Origin of the sequence: Weissella soli, assembly GCF_001761545.1 — a bacterium.
Lineage (GTDB): Bacteria > Bacillota > Bacilli > Lactobacillales > Lactobacillaceae > Weissella > Weissella soli.
On sequence record NZ_CP017326.1, the window covers coordinates 1249664 to 1270595 of the forward strand.

Annotated in this window: 22 protein-coding genes and 1 tRNA gene; 2 read left to right on the forward strand and 21 right to left on the reverse strand. The window is 43.7% G+C overall.

Going from position 1 to position 20932, the window contains the following annotated elements:
• Positions 1-264 precede the first annotated feature (264 nt).
• The 10 genes from mutS to WSWS_RS06070 are packed head-to-tail and all read right to left on the reverse strand — an operon-like array spanning position 265 to position 9042.
• Positions 265-2850 (reverse strand): DNA mismatch repair protein MutS, encoded by a 2586-nt coding sequence (gene mutS / locus WSWS_RS06025; RefSeq protein WP_070230421.1) that lies wholly within the window; start codon positions 2848-2850, stop codon positions 265-267.
• A 56-nt stretch (positions 2851-2906) separates the two neighbouring features.
• Positions 2907-3449, reverse strand: a complete 543-nt coding sequence (locus tag WSWS_RS06030; protein WP_070230422.1) for a YceD family protein — start codon at positions 3447-3449, stop codon at positions 2907-2909.
• A gap of 9 nt (positions 3450-3458) precedes the next feature.
• Entirely contained in the window at positions 3459-4637 is a 1179-nt protein-coding gene (locus WSWS_RS06035) for a nucleotidyltransferase (RefSeq protein WP_070230423.1), read from the reverse strand.
• Positions 4638-4649: 12 nt separating this feature from the next.
• A complete protein-coding gene (locus WSWS_RS06040; protein WP_070230424.1) occupies positions 4650-5399 on the reverse strand; it encodes a class I SAM-dependent DNA methyltransferase in 750 nt (249 codons plus the stop codon).
• 14 nt (positions 5400-5413) lie between these two features.
• Positions 5414-5782 carry a ribosome silencing factor gene (gene rsfS / locus WSWS_RS06045; RefSeq protein WP_070230425.1) on the reverse strand — a complete coding sequence of 123 codons (369 nt, stop codon included), beginning with the start codon at positions 5780-5782 and terminating at the stop codon, positions 5414-5416.
• A 9-nt stretch (positions 5783-5791) separates the two neighbouring features.
• Complete coding sequence (gene yqeK, locus WSWS_RS06050) at positions 5792-6385, reverse strand: bis(5'-nucleosyl)-tetraphosphatase (symmetrical) YqeK (protein ID WP_070230426.1); 594 nt, start codon at positions 6383-6385, stop codon at positions 5792-5794.
• The gene (locus WSWS_RS06055) at positions 6351-7025 is read right to left on the reverse strand and encodes a nicotinate-nucleotide adenylyltransferase (RefSeq protein WP_371859417.1); all 675 of its coding nucleotides are present in this window, start codon (positions 7023-7025) and stop codon (positions 6351-6353) included. The genes yqeK and WSWS_RS06055 overlap by 35 nt, the downstream gene beginning before the upstream one ends.
• 38 nt (positions 7026-7063) lie before the next feature.
• Entirely contained in the window at positions 7064-7378 is a 315-nt protein-coding gene (locus WSWS_RS06060; protein ID WP_070230427.1) for a YhbY family RNA-binding protein, read from the reverse strand.
• 1 nt (position 7379) lies between these two features.
• Positions 7380-8519: a ribosome biogenesis GTPase YqeH gene (gene yqeH / locus WSWS_RS06065; RefSeq protein ID WP_371859419.1), complete on the reverse strand. Its 1140-nt coding sequence runs from the start codon at positions 8517-8519 to the stop codon at positions 7380-7382.
• On the reverse strand, positions 8515-9042 hold the full coding sequence (locus WSWS_RS06070) for a YqeG family HAD IIIA-type phosphatase (RefSeq protein WP_070230429.1): 528 nt from the start codon (positions 9040-9042) through the stop codon (positions 8515-8517). The genes yqeH and WSWS_RS06070 overlap by 5 nt, the downstream gene beginning before the upstream one ends.
• Positions 9043-9392: 350 nt before the next feature.
• Here WSWS_RS06070 and WSWS_RS06075 point away from each other — a divergent pair, with 350 nt between their 5' ends.
• Positions 9393-9833 (forward strand): LysM peptidoglycan-binding domain-containing protein, encoded by a 441-nt coding sequence (locus WSWS_RS06075; protein WP_070230430.1) that lies wholly within the window; start codon positions 9393-9395, stop codon positions 9831-9833.
• 166 nt (positions 9834-9999) lie between these two features.
• Here the strand turns inward: WSWS_RS06075 and WSWS_RS06080 are convergent, their stop codons facing one another.
• The 6 genes from WSWS_RS06080 to WSWS_RS06105 all read right to left on the reverse strand — a co-directional run bounded on the left by WSWS_RS06080 (position 10000) and on the right by WSWS_RS06105 (position 15068).
• A complete protein-coding gene (locus WSWS_RS06080) occupies positions 10000-11223 on the reverse strand; it encodes a phosphoglycerate kinase (RefSeq protein ID WP_070230431.1) in 1224 nt (407 codons plus the stop codon).
• 155 nt (positions 11224-11378) lie between these two features.
• Complete coding sequence (gap, locus tag WSWS_RS06085; RefSeq protein WP_070230432.1) at positions 11379-12398, reverse strand: type I glyceraldehyde-3-phosphate dehydrogenase; 1020 nt, start codon at positions 12396-12398, stop codon at positions 11379-11381.
• 250 nt (positions 12399-12648) lie between these two features.
• The gene (locus tag WSWS_RS06090) at positions 12649-13965 is read right to left on the reverse strand and encodes an FAD-containing oxidoreductase (protein WP_070230433.1); all 1317 of its coding nucleotides are present in this window, start codon (positions 13963-13965) and stop codon (positions 12649-12651) included.
• A 113-nt stretch (positions 13966-14078) separates the two neighbouring features.
• Positions 14079-14150 (reverse strand) — tRNA-Arg (locus WSWS_RS06095).
• 92 nt (positions 14151-14242) lie between these two features.
• Positions 14243-14698, reverse strand: coding sequence for a hypothetical protein (locus tag WSWS_RS06100; protein WP_070230434.1), 456 nt, complete (start codon positions 14696-14698; stop codon positions 14243-14245).
• Entirely contained in the window at positions 14691-15068 is a 378-nt protein-coding gene (locus WSWS_RS06105; RefSeq protein ID WP_070230435.1) for a helix-turn-helix domain-containing protein, read from the reverse strand. Before WSWS_RS06105 ends, WSWS_RS06100 begins: the two co-directional genes overlap by 8 nt.
• Positions 15069-15239: 171 nt before the next feature.
• Here WSWS_RS06105 and WSWS_RS06110 point away from each other — a divergent pair, with 171 nt between their 5' ends.
• Positions 15240-15446: a hypothetical protein gene (locus WSWS_RS06110; RefSeq protein ID WP_070230436.1), complete on the forward strand. Its 207-nt coding sequence runs from the start codon at positions 15240-15242 to the stop codon at positions 15444-15446.
• A gap of 44 nt (positions 15447-15490) precedes the next feature.
• Here the strand turns inward: WSWS_RS06110 and WSWS_RS06115 are convergent, their stop codons facing one another.
• The 5 genes from WSWS_RS06115 to ptsP form a co-directional block, all read right to left on the reverse strand.
• On the reverse strand, positions 15491-16357 hold the full coding sequence (locus WSWS_RS06115; RefSeq protein ID WP_070230437.1) for a DNA/RNA non-specific endonuclease: 867 nt from the start codon (positions 16355-16357) through the stop codon (positions 15491-15493).
• Entirely contained in the window at positions 16357-16734 is a 378-nt protein-coding gene (locus tag WSWS_RS06120; RefSeq protein WP_070230438.1) for a hypothetical protein, read from the reverse strand. The genes WSWS_RS06115 and WSWS_RS06120 overlap by 1 nt, the downstream gene beginning before the upstream one ends.
• 126 nt (positions 16735-16860) lie before the next feature.
• A complete protein-coding gene (eno, locus tag WSWS_RS06125; RefSeq protein WP_070230439.1) occupies positions 16861-18189 on the reverse strand; it encodes a phosphopyruvate hydratase in 1329 nt (442 codons plus the stop codon).
• Positions 18190-18319: 130 nt separating this feature from the next.
• Positions 18320-19105 carry a triose-phosphate isomerase gene (tpiA, locus tag WSWS_RS06130; protein WP_070230440.1) on the reverse strand — a complete coding sequence of 262 codons (786 nt, stop codon included), beginning with the start codon at positions 19103-19105 and terminating at the stop codon, positions 18320-18322.
• 65 nt (positions 19106-19170) lie between these two features.
• Positions 19171-20898 (reverse strand): phosphoenolpyruvate--protein phosphotransferase, encoded by a 1728-nt coding sequence (ptsP, locus tag WSWS_RS06135; RefSeq protein WP_070230441.1) that lies wholly within the window; start codon positions 20896-20898, stop codon positions 19171-19173.
• Positions 20899-20932: the final 34 nt, after the last annotated feature.

Genomic DNA, 20932 nt, shown 5'->3' on the forward strand with positions numbered 1-20932 from the left:
CCTGGATAATTCGTTTACTTGATTTTTTGTGTATTTTCATCGAAATTCAGTGGTGCTAGCATGCGCATCAACATCACCTTTTCCATCTGCTTAAAATGTCTTGTCATCTGCTTAATCATGAACATATCCTCCTCGATCTCATGTCTGTTTCGATTTTGGGAATAGGTCATTGACCTCCTTTCATGATTCGACCACAACTTTGTTTTGAGTATATTAATCCAAATGATGAACTTTGTCAACTCAAAATGATAATATGTTCGTATTCTACTTGAGCTCCTGCTGCAATTCGTGGAGGAAGAGCATCGTTTCAATTGGTGTCATATTAGCTACATCCGCAGTCTGCAATTTCAGGAGTACCGTTTGCGTTGCCTGATCGACCGCTGTTGCAAATAAATCTAGTTGTTGGTCGGTTGGTACAGCTTCTGGCGTAGGCGTGACATCAGTTGGGCTAACGGTCGCCACCGTTGATGGCGCCACATCTTGATTTTCAAGCATTTTTAGGAGCGTATCCGCGCGGTCAATCACCGCTGTGGGTAAGCCGGCCAACTTAGCGACGTTAATCCCGTAAGATTGGTCCGCTGGTCCTGGTAATACTTTGTGTGAAAAAATCAATTGACCATTTTCTTCAGATGCCCCAACGTGCACATTACGTAACTTAGGTAATGCTTGATCCAAGGTCGTCAACTCATGGTAGTGCGTTGAAAAGAGCGTTTTAGCGTGCACATTTTCATGAACGTATTCAATAATCGCCTGGGCCAATGCCATACCATCGTAAGTGGCCGTGCCCCGCCCTAGCTCATCAAATAGAATTAGCGAGTCTTTCGTCGCATTTTGCAGGGCCGTATTTGCCTCAGCCATCTCCACCATAAAGGTCGAATTACCCGAAATCAAATCATCGGCGGCGCCTATCCGGGTGAAAATTTGATCAAAAATCGGCAACTTAGCCGCATCAGCTGGTACAAATGACCCAATTTGCGCCAAGATAACCGTCAGTGCTAACTGACGCATATAGGTTGATTTACCTGACATATTCGGCCCAGTGATTAACTGAATCTGTTCATCGGCAGCCATCATAATGTCATTAGCCACATAGGCTTGGTGGCCAAGCACTTTTTCAATAACCGGATGCCGTCCATTTTTGATGTCTAGATCGTTGTTTTGTGTAATTTCAGGCCGCACAAACTGATAATTTTCTGCGACCGTCGCTAGCGCCTGCAGCACATCTAATTCGGCAAGCGTGCTGGCCAATGATTGAATACGCGCAATATTTTGCTTAATCTGTTCGCGCAACGCACTCAACAAACTATATTCAAGTTGGCTCGATTGGGCTTCAGCTTCCAAAATTTTTTGTTCATGTACTTTCAATTCTGGTGTCACAAAGCGTTCAGCATTCACCAAGGTCTGCTTACGGGTATACCGGTCAACATCTAACTTGGGAATATTGGCTTTGGTCACTTCAATGTAATAGCCAAAAACCTTATTGAAGCCAATCTTAAGGGAATTAATACCTGTCGCTTCACGCTCAGTGGCTTCCAACTCAGCTAGCCAACGCTTACCATTTTTCATGATATCGCGGTAGTCGTCTAACTGTTGATTGTAGCCTGCCTTGATAATGCCACCATCCGTGACTGAAATCGGTGGTTCCTCCGTAATTGCCTCAGTAATCACTTGTTCAATATCAGTAACGGGGTCCAGATGTGCCACTAAACCACCAAAAATGGCTGTATCCATATCAGACAAGATGACCAGAATTGCAGGGACTTGCCGCAATGAATTACGTAGTTGGAGCAAATCACGGCCATTAGCCGTCCCATAGGCGACCCGTCCAGCAATGCGTTCCAGATCATAAACCTGTTGCAAGGCATCTTGCAAGGCAGCCCGATTAAAGTAATCCTTTAAAAACGCCCCAATTTTATCGTAACGTGCTTCCAACTGCATTTGATCTAACAGCGGTTGTTCCAGCCATTGCTTCAACATCCGCCCACCCATGGCCGTCTTAGTCTCATCCAACAGCCATAACAACGTGCCTGAACGCTGCTGCGTACGTAGATTAACGGTTAATTCTAAATTAGCCCGTGAATTGCGATCCATCTTGAGATATTGCGCAATTTCGTAACTGGTCGCTAATTGGAGATGATCTAATGACCGTTTTTGTGTCGTAAATAGATAAGTTAACAAGACTGCTACGGTCTGCGCTTCTTCACCAGATAGTTGTTGGGTGAGATATGAAATCTCGGCCGAACGGGTCACAGTTGACACATGCGAAATCAAAATGCCTAAATTTGTTAAATTAGCTAATAAATCCTCAGCTAGTTCACTATCAGTCACAATTTCGCGCGTTTCCAGGCGCGCGATTTCATTGAGAATAGCATTTGTCGAATTGAGCGTCGTGGCGCGCACTTCCCCCGTCGAAAGATCGGCATAACTCAGGCCATAAACCGGCTCAGTACCTGATATGGCCACCAAGTAATTATTTTCCTTAGCAGCATCGGCACCCGTTCGCATACGTGTACCAGGTGTTACCAATTGAACAACCTCTCGTTTAACCATGCCCTCGGCAGTCGCTGGATCTTCCATTTGCTCAACAATCGCCACTTTATAACCTTTATCAACTAAAATATCAATATAATTTTGCGCGGCGTGATGCGGTACGCCCGCCATTGGTACCGGATTAGCAGAATGTTTATTCCGCTGCGTCAACGTTAGCTCAAGTAATTGTGATCCTTTGATCGCATCATCATTAAACAACTCATAAAAGTCACCCAATCGATAGAACAAAAATGCATCTGGATATTGCGCTTTGATGGCATTATACTGCTGCATCATCGGCGTTTCTTTTACTTTTGCCATGTCTCACTCCTTAACCTTGATTACTATGTATAGTGGCCATTGCCACTCGCTGTTACTTAATCTTCATCCTTCAACAAATCAGCCAATCCGGCCAACGGTGTGTTGGCAGCTTTGGGTTGGTCCACGGTTTGTTGTTGATAATCATCTTCAGAAATAACGACCCAACCATTACCTGCAGGCATTGGTTCATCTGCTTCACCTGGCGCCAAAACTTGTAGTGGAATTTGCAAAACAATGTATTCAGCGACGGCTTGATCAAAGTCAATCACCTCATCATTAATCAAAATCACTGAATCTTCGATTTCATACCGCTCAGCGTTGGCTTCAGCGTTGATGTATACTTCATCAATGTCAAATGATAATGGTAAAGTAACGGGTTTTCCTGAACGCGTTGAGGGGGTCACAATCGTGGTCTCAACATGGGCGTGCACGATAATATCAGTCCGATCTGCCTGAGCGAATCCTTTAACTTGAACCGGTTCAATTGCCTCAATGACATCCCCAAAGTTGGTGGTAAGCTTCTCTGCCAGATCAATGGTTTCCTCAAAGGGGTATGCTTCTTGCTTGTACTTTTGTAATTCAACAAATTGCCACTTCATAGTAGTACCTCATTCTAAAATAATTGGTATGCGACCAGTGTCTTGGTGCATCCCGTTTGTGCTCGGGTTAGTCATTAATTCATAGAGCCGACCAGCACGGTAATCTAATTTCTGGAGTCCAGCAATTGCTTGTTCATCCGTGCGATTGACCACTGGTAATGCCACCTGCTGTCGGTGGTCTTTAATGAATTGACGGCCCCGACCAGTCGTCCCCAACACGCGTAAATACGGTTGTTGCATCGCCAGTTGCATCTCATCATCTGTGATGTTTAACAGGGTGTATAACAAACTACGTTGGAGCCGGGCCTGGGTATAGCGTTTCGATTTATAGCGCGCCATTAACTCGGTCATCGAGGCATTTTTTGGTAACCTGTCCATAACTGTGTGTAATCGGAAAGCCAGTCCATCATTGAGTTGATAGATCTTTTCTAATGCACTTACCGGTGACATTTGCACCCGGTAGCGCAGCAATGGTAACCACTCATCCCACTCCTGAACCACGGCTGGGCTTGCAAAGGCAGCGGCTACTTGCGTGGGGACATACTTGGTCAATTCAGAAAACTGTTCGGCCGCTGCCAACGCCCGAATCGTTGTTGCACTCGCGATATGCTCATCTGTGGCAACGACATCATGATACTGGGCTGCAACCCGTTGGATGGGTTGTAGCTGAACTCGATCCGCTAGTCCTAAATCTAACAGGGCACTGGCATAACTTAACCCCAAAATATCATTTGGATCGGTCAATGAGACCCCCAATTCAGCTTGCAGAACTGTATTTACCGCGGTGGCATAGGTTTGTGAATAGTCTTTAAACGCGGCTGCATGCGTTAGTTTTTCACGTGCCGCCTTCGCTAAAGCCATGAAATCCCAATCAACATGTTCGGCGCCAAAAACAATGGCATCAACACCCGCATCAACTAGAATCTGAATGGCCCCACGCGCAAAGATGTGCCCCGGTTGCACCGCAAAAGCCAAGGGCAATTCATAGACCACATCGACGCCATGCTCCAATGCAAATCTCGCGCGGGTCCACTTATCAAAAATAGCAGGCATGCCCCGTTGCACAAAGTTACCGCTCATCACTGCCACGACGGTCGCCGCACCGGTAAGCTGTTTAGCTTGCTCAATGTGGTAGATATGTCCGTTGTGGAAGGGATTATATTCGGTTACTAGCCCAACTACTGTCATCCTGCTATCCTCTTATTTTTTTGTTGCCGAAAAGAACCAACGCGGCGTGGCGTCATCTATCTCGGTTTGCCGGCCAAAATCACCCGTCACCTGAATGTTTTCAAAACCAGCTGTTTCCAGTAAACGCATATAGGTTGCTACCGGATAAGTCCGCTCGGTATGGATTTCTTGAATTTGTTTATAACCATCAATGGCTTCATCATAAACAAAAAAGGTCAATTCATGTTCGGCCGTGTGCGCTTGTTCCTCAATCCCATATGAAGACCACATAAAGGCGGTCTCTTCATCATGCCAGTTATACATATACCCTGGATAATAAACATCCGTTTGGTAGGGTGAAATGACATCAAAGACAAACTGACCGGCATCTTCCAAATGGGCCGCGACCTGTTTGAAAGCCATGAGCATCTCATCTTCATTGGCCAAATAATTAAATGAATCCGCAAACGAAGTAATCGTAGCAAACTTTTCAGGATAATCTGACCACTCCCGCATATCGCCTTGAATCAACGGCAAATCAACGCCCGCTTCACGAGCATGTTGCATCGCCAAAGTGAGCATCTCTTCAGATAAGTCAAAGACGGTGACGTCAAACCCAGCCTGCTTCAACATAATGGCCAAACGTCCAGCCCCACCAGCTAATTCCAACAACTTACCTTGTGGATTCACAATGGTCTTCAAAGCATATTGAAACCAATCTTCATATGCTGATTCATCAAATAAATCATCATACAACTTAGCAAATGTTGCGTAATTAGCCATGTGTACTCCTTAGCTTAGAATTCTTCTTTGACAATCCAGTTTTCGATATCGATATCCTTACCTTCGGCACCCCATAGTTTTTCGAGGTTATAGAAGCTACGCGTATCCTTTTTGAAGATGTGAACGATGACATCCCCAAAGTTCATCAACACCCACTCACCCTCACGGCGACCTTCATGCTTAATTAATGGATAACCAGCTTCCGCCATCTTGTCTTCAATTTCGTCAGCGATCGCGACAACTTGACGATTTGTGGGCGCATCCAAAATCACGAAGGCATCAGCCAACAATGAGATTTCGTGGATATCAAGCGCAACAATATCTTCAGCGCGCTTTTGGTCAGCTGCCTTCACAGCAACTTCTAACATATTTTCTAATGACATAATTTTCCCTTACTTCGTGGCCCAAGCATTATAGGTGTAAACCGATGCTGGGTAAACTTTGGTTTCTTTTTTCAATAAGTATTCAAGCGTGTGTTTGGCTTGCCAACCAACACTGGCATCTAAATCAGCCATGGTTAGTTGACGAACTTCTGCCACCCCTGGAAAATCGCGACCAATTTCAACGAAATCAGCCATATAAATGATTTTAGCCAATGGCGTCATGTAAGGCGCCCCCGTCGTGTGTTGCCGGATGGCATCCAAAATCTCTTGATCATAGATGTGTAACTCATCAGCCACCATTTCAGCGCCAACGACACCATGCCAAATGTAATTACCCCAATTAACCAAATCAGCATCCAAATGCTTGGCTGCAATCACGGCTAAGAAATCAGCATCTGAGCGTTCCTTAGCATAGTCATGGGTCAAAGCACCAATTGACGCCTTTTCAGGATTAACATCCCACTTTTGAGCTAACGCAATGGCCATGGCTTCAACACGTAATACATGATTAAAGCGGTATTCTGACAACCCGCTTTGCACCTTAGCAATAAGTTCGGCACGACTACCATCAAAGTAGCGGCCGGTGTAAATCATTTCGCTCATCTTGATATAATCCATTCTCTAATATATACGCTGCAACTAAATCTGGTAATAAATATCGCACACTGCGATTGGTCGCGAGTCGCTGACGAATATCCGTCGAACTCACTGCCAAATCCGGAATTTCAACCCACTCAATTGGATAGTTACTCTGTCGTGGCTGACCAGGTCGGTTCACACCCACGAACGTCACCAGTTTTAAGAGATCATCAATCCGGTACCAGGTGGGCAAATAGGCTACTTCGTCACCGCCGACAATGAAGTAATATTCATAGTTAGGATGTTCCAATTTTAATTGTAACATCGTGTTATATGAATAACTCTTCCCGCCTCGCTGCACTTCAAGCAACTCAATGCCAAAACGACTATTCCCCTGAATAGCTGCTTTAACCATGCGCGCTCGATGCCAGGGATCAATGGCCGCTTTCAGATCGACATGGGGGGGCTTAGCATTCGGCATAAAGTAGACTTTATCCAATCCCAGCTGGTCCGCGACTTGTTCAGCAATCACCAAATGGCCCATATGTGGTGGGTTAAATGTCCCTCCCAAAATACCAATTTTTTTCTTTTCTTGGACAAAAGCCTGGCTAGGTTGGGTTTGCGTGAATGTGTGTTCAATTTTCATATCCAGAGTTTGTGCCATATGAGAACCTCCATCATGACTACGGATACATGATTGAATTAAATCTTCTGCACTGCAGCTGAGTAGTGCCGATTTTCGGCTTCTGATGACTCGCCAAACAAAACCAGGGTATGACCGATTGTTTGCACAACTTGAATGCCAGTTTCCTCTTCAATCATTGTCTTTAATTCATTAACCGCAACGTCTGAATTATTTAAGATATTAACCTTGAATAATTCGCGCTTGTTAATCGCTGCTGATAGTTGTTCCAACCATTCAGGCGTCAAACCTTGCTTTCCAACACTGAAAAGAGGCTTCATTGTGTGTGCCTGAGCACGTAACCAGCGCTTTTGCTTACCGCGTAATGCTATCATTTTAAATCATTGCCTTTCGTGTGAGGACAGAAACGCCTTTAGGGGCCCAACCAGCAATCACGGTCTCGGCTGGCACAGTAATCCAACCGAGGCCATCAATCACTAAATCAGTTTTTTCTGTCGTTTTAAATTCGTGTCGTTGCAACGGTGGCAAGGCTGCCAACCCCTCCGTTGTGGGTGGTAACAGCAGTTCACCGGCATGCTTGCTGTAGAAGTCATCCGCATTGGCCAACTTCGTGCGGTGCAACATCAAGTTATTTTCAAAGTACGCTGTGATACCTGTCTTTGGTCCTTGAATATAATCAAAACGAGCCAATGCCCCCATGAACAAAGTCTGTTCTGGGTTTAGTTGGTATGTTTTAGGCTTCAATTCCTTTTGCGGTGACACATACTTCAAATCATTTGGTGTCAGGTAATGTGCCATTTGATCGGCATGGATAATACCAGGTGTGTCAATAATATTTGACGCATCATCCAATGGAATTTCGATACGATCCAAAGTTGTGCCTGGGAAACGTGATGTCGTAATGACATCCTTTTTGTCGCCAGTCACATACTTAATGATTTGATTAATCAAGGTTGACTTACCGACATTCGTGACACCCACGACATAGACTGACCGACCATCACGATACTCCTCGATCAGATCCAATAAGTGTGGGATATCATCCCCATTCTTACCTGAAGTCAATGCGACATCCACAGGCCGTAAACCGGCCATATTAGCTTGTTGCCGCATCCAATCACGAATTTTAGTCCGCTTCAAAGAACGTGGTAACACATCTACTTTGTTTCCAACCAATAAGACCGGATTAGAACCAACAAATCGGTGCAATCCTGGAATTAATGACCCACTGAAGTCAAAGACATCCATCACATAAACCACCAATGAATTAGTAGCTGAAATCTGGTCCAACAAGCGACGGAAATCATCGTCTGTCAAATCAACTGGTTGAATTTCGTTATAGTGGCGCAACCGGAAACAACGTTGGCATAATACTTCATCATGCTCAAAGCCCTTTAACAATGCAGACATTGGTGTGTAACCCAATTCACCTTTTTTGGTGGTTTGAATTAAGGCGCCACACCCAATACAGCGCAAGCCATCAGCTAGTAATCCTTGTACTTCTGTTTCACTAATCAAGGTTAGTCCTCCATGTTAATTCGGGGTGATTTTTCAACATATTCTTCTTTACCCCTTTTTCAAAGAATCGATTAATTTTTGTATTCCATTGATCTGTTTCAATTAATGGTTTCACCAAAATGCTGCGAATACCGAAATTATTTGCAGCCCATACGTCAGTGAGTAACTGATCACCCACCATGACCACCTGCGCCTTGTCGACTTGTAGACGGTCGACAGCTTCATGTAATCCGCGCGTCAATGGCTTGAATGCACGTGATACGTAGTCTAAACCTAAGGGATTAGCAATACGGGCAATTCGTTCGGCCTTATTGTTTGAGACGATCATCACGCCAATATCAGCTGCAGACATGGCATCTAACCATTGATGTAATTCTTTAGTGCCATCCGGATTATTCCAGGCAATCAACGTGTTATCTAAGTCAGTTAAGATGACTTTAATCCCCTGGGACTTTAGGTTTTCTGGAGTTAGTCGATAAATTGCATCAACCATCCAAGTAGGCGTATACTTTTCGCTCATTTAATCTTCTCTCGTAATTTATTAGTCTACTTCAGCACGATGTCAGAGGATCTCTGACGTTATCCAATTCATTATACGCTAAAAAGCCCTATCGATAAAGGCGCGGGTTGACATCTGTTAATGTTTAAGGTTTTTTTGAATCCTTTGCGCCTTATATAAAATCATTTGGGATACCTAAATTTTCCTGCGATTTCATGCTAAAATAAAGTGGATTAATAAAAATGACCCCTTTCATTAACACTGCCTTTTTGAGACAGTCTAGCGCGAGTTATGATATCCGTCCTTATCGGTTTGGTAAGACGAATACGTAGCGCCATTTATGAAATAACAATTGGGAAAAGTGAGTAGCTATGAATAAAAATAATCTTGTTAAAAATACCAAATTAGTCGGGATTGGAATTGGTGGGTTCATCATCATGGCCATGATTGCATTTGGTGTGACCACCACTTTTTTAAATATTACCAGTCCCACCTCTAACAGTGCCACTTCTTCTAGCAAGGCGACCACGTCTGCTAGTTCAAGTAGTAGCTCAACTGCCACTACATCTGACAGTAGTTCTTCTAGCTCTACTACATCTTCGGCATCATATGCCTCAGCATCGACAACTGCCGTTAAAACATACACCGTTGCCAGTGGGGAAACATTAACGTCCATCTTCCGTAATTTTGCCACCAATCACGGCCTGACTACCGCAGAAGCACAAGCGCAAATTTTAGCTGTCAATTCAAATTTGACGGTTACTTCAGACTTACAAACGGGGCAAGTGATTAACTTACCCGATTTACCATAAACGACTCAAAAAGGGTGCCGACGATATTGTTTCGTCGACACCTTTTTAGTTCACAGCGTACTTCGCGCTAGCTTCCATTTTGAAAACTGCCAGTTGCTAACATTAAAAGTCTTCTTGCCAGTAACTGGCAAGAAGACTTTTCGTGCTTCAGGATGATTGTGAGATGTTACTTTTCGGAAATAGATGCAATACCTGGCAAAGTCTTACCTTCCAAGTATTCCAATGAAGCGCCACCACCAGTTGAGATGTGTGACAAACGATCAGCTACACCCAATTGTTGAACTGCGGCTGTTGAATCACCACCACCAACGATGGTTGTCGCACCATTTTCTTCAGTAACCTTAACAAGTTCTTCACCAATGGCCAAAGTTCCCTTAGCAAAGTTTGGCATTTCGAAGACACCCATAGGTCCATTCCAAACAACAGTCTTTGCATCAGCCAAAACAGACTTGAACAATTCAACAGACTTAGGTCCAATATCTAGACCCATGTAGCCATCCTTAACACCATCTTCAGCGATGTAAGTATCAGCGTCATTGTTAAATGCCGCTGCAGCAATTGCGTCAACTGGCAAAACCAACTTGTCACCTGCTTCAGCAATTAATTGCTTAGCCAATTCAACCTTGTCTTCTTCAAACAAAGAGTTTCCAATGGCCTTGCCGTTGGCAGCATCGAATGTGAAGGCCATACCGCCACCAACGATGACCTTATCAGCCTTCTTTAACAAGTTTTCAATGATTGTAATCTTGTCTGACACCTTAGCACCACCGATAATGGCAACGAAGGGACGCTCTGGCGCTTCAACAGCACCACCCAAGAACTTGATTTCTTTTTCCATCAAGAAGCCGGCAGCTGTTTGTGCAATGTTAGCAGCAATTCCGGCGTTTGAAGCGTGCGCACGGTGTGCAGTTCCAAAGGCATCGTTAACAAAAACATCGCCCAATGAAGCCCAGTACTTACCCAACTCAGGATCATTCTTAGACTCACGCTTAACTTCAACACCGTCTTTGACATCTTCATAACGTGTGTTTTCAAAGATCAAAACTTGACCGTCTTCCAACGCATCGATAGCATTTTCCAATTCGACACCTTCAGTTGCTGGCACGAAAGTAACTGCTTGTCCAAGCAAGTCAGCCAACTTTTGTGCAACTGGGCGCATTGACAAACCTGGCTTGTCATCTTCACTCTTAATACGTCCCAAGTGAGAGAACAATACGGCACGTCCGCCTTGAGACAAAACGTACTTGATAGTTGGCAATGCAGCTACGATACGATTGTCATTTGAAACAACCACTTCACCGTTTTCTTCCTTCAAAGGAACGTTGAAGTCGACACGCATCAAAACTTTCTTACCCTTCAATTCCAAGTCTTCAACAGTTAACTTAGCCATTGTGAGAAATCCTCTTTTTCTTTAAGTATGTTTATATTTTAACAAATTTACGGCTATAAAAGTATAGACAATCCGTTAAAACCGCTAAATGTTTTTTGATTTTAAAAAAAAGACTACTAGTCCAGGACTAATAGTCTTTAATCCAACGAATCGGATTACAAAGTTGCAAAGTGCAACAAAGTACGGATCATGTTTGAAGTGAAACCATACTCGTTGTCGTACCAAGCAGCAACCTTAACCAATTGTTGTCCATCACCTTCAACGATTTCAGTTTGAGTTGGGTCAAAGACAGTTCCGTGAGTGTCGTTAATGATATCTGATGATACCAAACCGTCACCGTTGTAACCGAATGAGTCTGACTCGTACTTCTTCATTGCAGCATTAACTTCTTCAACTGTAACGTTCTTCTTCAAAACAGCAGTCAATTCAGTGATTGATCCATCAGGAACCGGAACACGGATAGCTGAACCAGTCAACTTGCCATCCAATGAAGGCACTACTGATCCGATAGCCTTAGCGGCACCAGATGAGTGTGGCAATGAGTTTGATGCAGCATCGCGGTTAGCTTGACGCTTTGCGAAGTTAGCTGACTTAGGTCCGTCTTGCAAGCTTTGTGAAGCAGTGTAAGCATGAACAGTCAACATCAAACCAGTCTTAACACCAAATTCTTCTTCCAATGCATAGGCCATAGGAGCCAATGATTGAGTCGTGCATGAACCGGCAGAAACGATACGATCATCTGCAGTCAAAGTGTCTTGGTTAACACCGTACACAACTGTAGGGATCGCACCAGCTGGAGCAGAAATCAAGACCTTCTTGGCACCTGCATCCAAATGAGCTTGTGACTTTTCGGCTGAAGTATAGAAACCTGTGGCTTCCAATACGTACTCAACACCGTCATTTTCTACCCACTTCAAGTCAGCAGCATTACGCTCTGAGTAAACTGAGTAGTGCTTACCATTAACGATAATACCATTCTCATCTGATGATACTTCAGCGTTCAAAGTACCGTGAATTGAGTCATACTTCAACAAGTATGCCAACATTTCAGGTGAAGTCAAATCGTTAATCGCAACAACTTCGATGTCTGAAGCGGTGTCAGCCAACTCCAAGATACGACGGAAAGCCAAGCGACCGATACGGCCGAAACCGTTGATACCAATCTTAACAGTCATTATTAAGATACCTCCATATATTCTTAATGTAACTTCTTATTACAAGTCTTATTTTACTACTATGTACATTTTTTAGCAAACGCCTTCATCGAGAGTGACCAGCGGGGATGTACCCGTTCAGATATCCCATAGTACACCTTCTGCAGGCTCACATCAGGTGCTGATTTAAAATATAAACGTTTCACCTTGGATAGAACTTTAATTCTGTACATTTTCCCCTAAGCCGTTGTGTTCCACGCTGTACTAAGGGTCAAATATCAAACACATCATTCAAATTTTCAGACATCGTGGGATGCGTGAAAACTTGATCACGTAGATAGGTATATGGCACGTGATTGTCCATTGCCAGTTTGATCAAGTTAATAATTTCTTCAGAGTTGACTCCCAAAAGAGTTGCTCCTAGAATGGCTTTGCTTTCTGAATTCACCACCACTTTATACATGCCACGTAAATCATTATTGACATGGCCACGTGGCATCGTAGCAACGGCCAAAGTCTTAGCCATATATGGTAACCCTGCTTCGGCAGCCTGAGCTTCTGTGAGACCTACTTGCGCCAGCGGAGGATTGATGAAGAGGGTATGCGGCACATTCACGCGATCACTACGTTTGTAGTTACCATCATGCAGTAATTTATGCAAAACAATGCGTGAGTCATCTAATGAAGTGTATGTGAACTGTGGTCCACCAGTGACGTCACCAACAGCATAGATCCCTGGTACGCTGGCTTCCAGATCATCATTGACTTCAATTGCACCATTAGCCGTTAGTTTAATTTCTGTATTTTCAAGGCCAAGCTGCTGCGTAGCTGGCTTTCTACCTAACGCATATAAGAGGGCATCATAGGTTTCTTCATGACCGTCAACTGTGACAATCACAGACGCACCCGCATTTTCTAAGGCCGTAATTGAAGTCGCCAGGCGGACTGAAATCCCAGCATCTGCCAGATATGTCTGAGCCAAAGCAGCTATCTCAGGCTCATAGTGGCTCAATATTTCACTGTGTTGTTCAAACACTGTCACCTGACTACCTAACCGAGCATAAAGACTGGCGAATTCCAAACCAATACTACCTCCGCCAATAATCGCTAGGCGTTCAGGTAATTTTTCCAACCGTTGGATACCCGTACTGTCAAAAACGTTTTTAAGCGCTGTGGCACCTGCAATCGAGGGTATATTCACCACAGCACCTGTGTTAATAATAATTGTGTCTGCAGTCAAGGTTTCTAAATCTTCACCCAAAGTAATCTCCACGATTTTATTTTCAATAAAACGAGCGTGTGCATTATATAGATCAACCCCTGCGCCTACCAAAGCTTTTTTGTTTTTATCATTAAGACGACTAACAACTGTTTCTTTAAGCGTCATTGCTGCTTGGAAAGATAGTCCCTGTTCGGCTGCATGGATCAAAGTTTTAGTTGGAATACAACCGATATTAATGCATGTACCACCAAACATTTCACTGTCTTGCTCAATTAGGGCCACTTTTTGACCCGATGCCGACATTTTCGCGGCTATTGTTTTCCCAGCCTTACCAAAACCGATGACAATCAAATCGTAATGTAACATAAACATCTCCTTAAATAACACTTTATTTAATTGTATCAGTCTCGTCAATGACCAAAAAGACCTGTTATACCCGCAACAAAGGTTGGCATAACAGGTCTTTTTAATAATTTAACTGCGGCTAGGGGGAATCGAACCCTCATCTCAAGAACCGGAATCTTACGTGATATCCATTACACTATAGCCGCGCAACAAAAATCATTATAACACAATTCAGCAAGGATATGAAATGAAATCATATCCTTTAGTTAAACATGATTAAACAAATCAAGTCATTAAATTACTCTGACAGGCCATAACGTTGATAATAAGCAATCGTTTCTGCGGCAAAATCATGCGGATAACCCCACTCCTCCTCCAACATCCATGCTGCTAAGGGTTGGTTATCGTAGCTGGCCATCAAACGATGTAAGTCAGTCGCAGACGTCATGTAAGTGATCACATTGGTACGGGCTTCAACTTCATCGTTATGTGCATGTTTTGCATCATAATCTAAATGATTACCAATATCTGAAATGGCATGAAAATATTCTTCGACTAGTGTTTTAGCTTTGTCAAACAAATCTAAATGTTTGTCAACAAAGATAAAAACATTCGTGCCTTTAATAAAGGTCACCCCATCTAAGCCCGTATTTTCATGCAGTGGTACTGTATCTGAAATGACTGGATTCATTTGACGGGCGGTCAAATCATTCTCGACCCGAATCAGTAAATCCTCATATGAAGCGCTATGCATGATGGTCCTCGTAATCAGCAATCAATCCTTCAACATAAGCCTTCGCTTTATCAACCACCCGCTGCCGTTCGACTTCCGGTAAACCAGTGATGTCGAGACCCCAATGAGCAGCCATTAAAACTGGCTCTTCAGAGGAACTATTACTGATAGTTTGTGGATCTTCAACCAACTCTGCCTTGGAAACACCAAAATAATCAGCAATGAACTCTAATTTATCGATGCGTGGATATGTCTTACCATTTGACCAATCTGAAACGGTCGCTGTTGAAACTCCAACAACTTCTGCTAATTTAGCTGCTGTCATCCGATTTTGCTTTAAGAGGCGCTTGATATTCGCTCCCATAACTTGCTTTCCTTCTGAAGAAGCCATAATACTCACCCATCTTTCTTTAATAACCTAATTATAAAATACAACCTAATTTTTAACAAGGTTAAACTTAATTTAGGCTTGTTTTTAACTTAAACCTAATTTATAATTAGATTAATCAAGTAATAACCAATGTTAATTAGCCTAAATTTGATTTCACGACAGGAGTTTACTATGAATAATGCCTTTTTCTCATCACTATTATTGTTCTTTTTCGCGATTGCTATTGTTATCGGTACCCTCGTTATCTCGACTGCCCTGATTTCAGTTGCACAACAATTTTTGTTAGCTCTTTACCGTTTGTCACGATATAGCTACATGCGTTTACGCGGTCACTCAGATGGCGAAGCATTTGATTTCGCTTTGAAACATGCCCGTTAATAACATAGAAAATGCGGCAGAACACTGATGTTCTGCCGCATTTTTTAATTGACTAACTTTGCATGACCTGTTGCATAATCGATCACAACGCCCGGTTGAACATTTGGAATGAAGACATTAAATTCTAACGATCCATCTGAAGATTTCGCCTCGAGGTGATTGCCTGCAGGCACGAGATTGTTGCCATCATAAGTTGGCGTCACACGATACCGCACTTTTTTATTCGCGTCCAAGGCGCGGCGAATCAATGTTTCATAATAATTTTGGCCAGTATTGGCAGCGTCCCCATTTGAAGACTGATTAGCCCAGGCTGTTTGAGCGGTGATGTTTTGTGCATTTGCCTCACTGGCATCAAAGCCCTTGATATTCCCCGCCAGTGCATACCCCACAGAGTGTCCTCGGTTGTACAAGGTACTATACCGCCCACTTAACTGTAATTGATGCCAACCAACGGGTTCGATCGTTCGGTTATTACCCGTTTCCGTACGGTTTTGATACTGTCGGCCTGCCTTCGTCAACCAAGCATTGGCCATGCCAGCACGTCCCAAACTGTCAATTTTTGAGAGTTGCACATAGGGGGCTGACGACACCTTCGTATTTAATGTCGTTTGATTATTATTCAATAAAAAAGCACCGGTACCATTAAATCTAATACTCTTCGCTTTTAGTGTTTGTTTTACTTTATCAGATAACACGGTCGAAGCTAAGGCCTCAGTGGGATGATCATCGCTGGTCGAACCATAATCCACACCACTCTTGGTGGCCACTGATACACTAGCATAATTAGTGTTTGAGCCCTGCGTACCAGACAGATTGGTCTGTTCGTCAATCATCTTGAAGATGATTCCAGCAACAATCACTAAGATAGCCCCACCCAGAGATAGTTTAGTTTGTTTCCGCCGTCGTGCCATTATTGTTGTCCCTTCGCCTGCTTATTTTTCCAAATTAGGATTCCAAACCAAAGTAACGCCAAAATGACAGCCGTGCTAACTAAGCCCTGGACAACCATCGGTGCATTAAAAACCATCGTGACCCACCAAAAGACAACGACTAAGACCAACGTAATTACCTGCAACACCATCTTTTCCAAGGCCCGCGTGTCATTGACAATTTTTTGGAACTCTTTTTCTTTGACACTGAAGATCTCGACAACTTCCCGACCACCATTGGCGCGTAACTTCAGCGCACATGCTTGGGCCTCGTTCCAAGTTTGGAACTCTTCATAAATCACGCGTTTATTACCATCACCCACGGTGACGATATATTGAAAATTAATCTTTTTTGCCATCTGTCAATCCATTCTTTTACTACTAATAATATTTAGTTTAACATAATTTTGGGGTCCACCCAATTTGACAGCACAAAAAGACGCAAGAACAATTTGCTCTTGCGTCTAATCAAAACTAATTAGAAATTAGTAGTTGATGATACCATCTTTGGCTTCCTTGGCAACATTGTAGAAGCTGTCAATACCCTTGTATTCAGCCACAGTCTCACCTAGTAAGTCTTCAATACGCATCAATTGGTTGTACTTAGCAATACGGTCAGTACGTGACATTGAACCTGTCTTGATTTGACCAGCGTTAGTAGCAACAACCAAGTCAGCGATAGTCGTGTCTTCAGTTTCTCCTGAACGGTGTGAAACGATGGCAGTATATCCTGCTTCCTTGGCCATTTCGATGGCTTCCATAGTCTCAGTCAAAGTACCAATTTGGTTAACCTTGATCAAGATAGCGTTGGCGGCACCCATGTCGATACCCTTCTTCAAGTACTCAGTGTTAGTAACGAAGAAGTCGTCACCAACTAATTGTACCTTCTTACCCAACTTGTCAGTCAACTTAACCCAAGCATCCCACTCGTTTTCATCCAAAGGATCTTCGATAGATACGATAGGGTACTTGTCAACCAAGTCTGAAAGGTAATCGATGAATTCGTCAGTCGTGTATTCCTTCTTGTCAGGTTCCCCATCCAAGACGTACAAACCACGTTCTGCATCGAAGAATTCTGAAGAAGCAACGTCAAAGGCGATAGCAATGTCCTTACCAGCCTTGTAACCAGCGCGTTCGATAGCCTTCAACAAGTATTCAAATGGTTCTGCGTTTGACTTAAAGTCAGGAGCAAATCCACCTTCGTCACCAACAGCAGTTGCATGACCTGATTCCTTCAACAATGCTTGCAAAGCGTGGAAAGTCTCTGAACCCATACGAACAGCTTCAGCAATTGACTTTGCACCAACAGGCATAATCATGAACTCTTGGAAGTCAACTGAGTTAGCAGCGTGAGCACCACCGTTGATGACGTTCATCATTGGTGTTGGCAAAACGTGTGCGTTGAACCCACCAAGGTAGTTGTACAATGGTGTGCCCAATTCGTCAGCAGCTGCACGTGCAGCAGCGATTGAAACACCCAAGATTGCGTTAGCACCCAACTTAGCCTTAGTTGGTGTACCATCTAAGGCGATCATTGTCCGGTCCAACAAGACTTGATCAGTTACATCTAAACCAACCAACTTGTCCTTGATGATCTTGTTTACGTTTTCAACGGCCTTCAAAGTTCCCTTACCAAGGTAACGTCCCTTATCACCATCACGCAACTCAACAGCTTCGTGTTCACCAGTTGATGCTCCTGAAGGAACGATTCCGCGACCGAAACCACCCAATTCAGTGTAAACTTCAACTTCGACAGTAGGATTACCACGTGAGTCTAGGACCTCGCGTGCGTAAATATCAGTAATTGCAGACATGTTGTCTTCTCCTTACTTTGCATTGAAAAGTTTTATTTTTTTAGGAAAACAAATAAAGTTATCCTGTACACGTTTAGTATACCACACTTAACGAGGACAAGATAACTTTATATGCTCATAGATATACAAACTAGTTTGCCTTACTACGCGTGGCCTGACGCGCTAATTGAACTAATTCAACAAAGGTACTTGGATCCAAAGCAGCATCGCCTACGAGTACGCCATCAATGTCTGGTTGGCGCATTAATTCAAACGCATTGGTAGGTTTGACTGAGCCACCGTACATAATGCGTACTTGATTGGCAATTTCCCAACCATACATATCAGCCAAGGTTAACCGAATGCGCCGCAAACTGAATTGTGCTAGTTCCGGCGTCATGGCTTGACCGCTACCAATCGCGGCTGTCGGTTCATAAGCCAACACTAATTTGACGACATCGGGAGCGCTAATTCCCTCAAGCGATTCAATCACTTGATTCACCACCCAATGCACATGATCACCTTCAGACTCGGTGACAATGGCCTCATCAATCGCGATGATTGGCACTAAGTGATGTTGGATGGCGGCCAACGCCTTTAAATTAACCATTTCGTCAGTTTCACGGAAATAATTACGGCGTTCTGAGTGGCCAATAATGACATAGGCCACCCCTAGGTCTTCCAGGGCTGCCGGTGAAGTTTCACCTGTGTAAGCACCCCGTTCTTGCCAATAAACATTCTCAGCCCCGATGGCAATGGTCGACTCCCGGGCTGCTTTCACCATCTTACTAAGTAACACATCTTGCCCAGCCAACACTGTTTCAACATCATCTTGGCCAGCTAAAGTAACTTGCACTTTTTCAATATATTCCTTTGTTTCACTGGGCAATTTGTTCATCTTCCAATTTGCCACCACTAGTGGTTTGCGAGTTGTCATCTGGACAACCTCCTCTGTCACTTTTTTCCGATGAAAAAAGAGGAGTATGAACTCCTCTTTTTAGATTATTTGTCGTAAACTTCCGCTTCAACTAATGCCTTAACTTCGTCATTAGTTTCCATATCCAAGGCCTTTTCGGCCAATACGGCCATTTCAGCAGTTGATAAACGCTTCATCAATGAACGAGTTTGCAAAACTGAAGTTGCTGACATAGAGAATTCATCTAATCCTAAGCCCATCAAGATAGGCACGGCGATTTGATCACCCGCCATTTCACCACACATCGCCACGAACTTATTGTACTTATGTGCGGCATCAATCACGTTCTTAATTAAGCGCATGATTGATGGGTTGTATGGTTGGTACAAATAAGCGACATGTTCGTTACCACGATCAGCAGCCATTGTGTAGGCAATCAAGTCATTGGTTCCGATTGAGAAGAAATCGACTTCTTGCGCAAATTTATCAGCAAGCATCGCTGCGGCTGGAATTTCAATCATGATACCCAACTTGATGTCGTCAGCAACGGCAACACCATCCGCAATGAGCTTTTCCTTCTCTTCATTAAAGATTGACCGAGCCTGACGGAACTCGCCAAGTGTAGCAATCATTGGGAACATAATCCACAAGTTTCCGTAAACAGAAGCTCGCAATAATGCCCGCAATTGTGTGCGGAAAATGTCTTGCTTGTCCAATGAAATACGAATGGCGCGATAACCCATGAATGGGTTTTCTTCTTCAGGAAGTGGCATATATGGTAAGTACTTATCCCCACCAATGTCCATCGTACGAATCGTGACGGGCTTGCCATCCATCCCTGCAAGAACTGTCTTGTAGGCTTCGAATTGATCATCTTCAGTTGGCAATTCTTGTGAGTCCATATATAGGAACTCAGTTCGATATAACCCAATTCCTTCTGAACCGTTAGCCAAGACACCATCCAAATCCTTTGGTGTACCAATGTTGGCACCAGTCATGAATTCCTTACCATCGGCAGAAACTGTCTTCTCATTCTTTAATGCAGCCCATTCCGCCTTTTGTGCCAAGTAAGTCTCACCCTTTTGAGTGTATTCCTTAACTTGCTCGTCAGTTGGATTGACGATAGCTTGACCATCTAGGCCGTCCAAGATGACCAAGTCACCTTCATTAATCTTAGCTGTTGCTGTACCACTTCCAACTACGGCTGGGATTTCAAGTGTACGTGCCATGATAGCTGCGTGCGCTGTCCGCCCCCCAAGGTCAGTAATAAAGCCTTTAACGTACTTACGATCAAGCTGAGCAGTATCAGAAGGTGTCATATCCTTTGCAATGATTACAACTTCATCTTGAATCAAGGCTGGGTTAGGCAACTTCTTACCCAACAAGTGGGCGAGCACACGCTTAGTGACGTCACGAATATCTGCTGCACGTTCAGCCATGTATGGGTTATCATCCGCCATTGCTTCAAACATACCAATATACGTGTCGGTAACATTTTTCAAGGCTGCTTCTGCGTTAATCTTCTCAGACTCAATTGCATTGTGAATCCCACCGATCAATTCAGGGTCTTCCAATACCATGATATGCGCGGTGAAGACTTCGGCCTCTTCTGCACCCATATTTACTTTTGCTTTGTCGCGAATAACTTCCAAATCTGTCTTAGATACAGAAAAGGCCGCAGTTACGCGGTCCTCTTCAGCTTGAACATCATCAATAGTGACCTGTTCAAAAGACAAATCTGGATCCACGAGCTTATATGCTTTTGCAATTGCGACACCATTTGATGCTGCAATTCCCTCAATCACTTCTGCCATCGTCGTTTCCCCTGATCCGTACTTAATCTCGTAA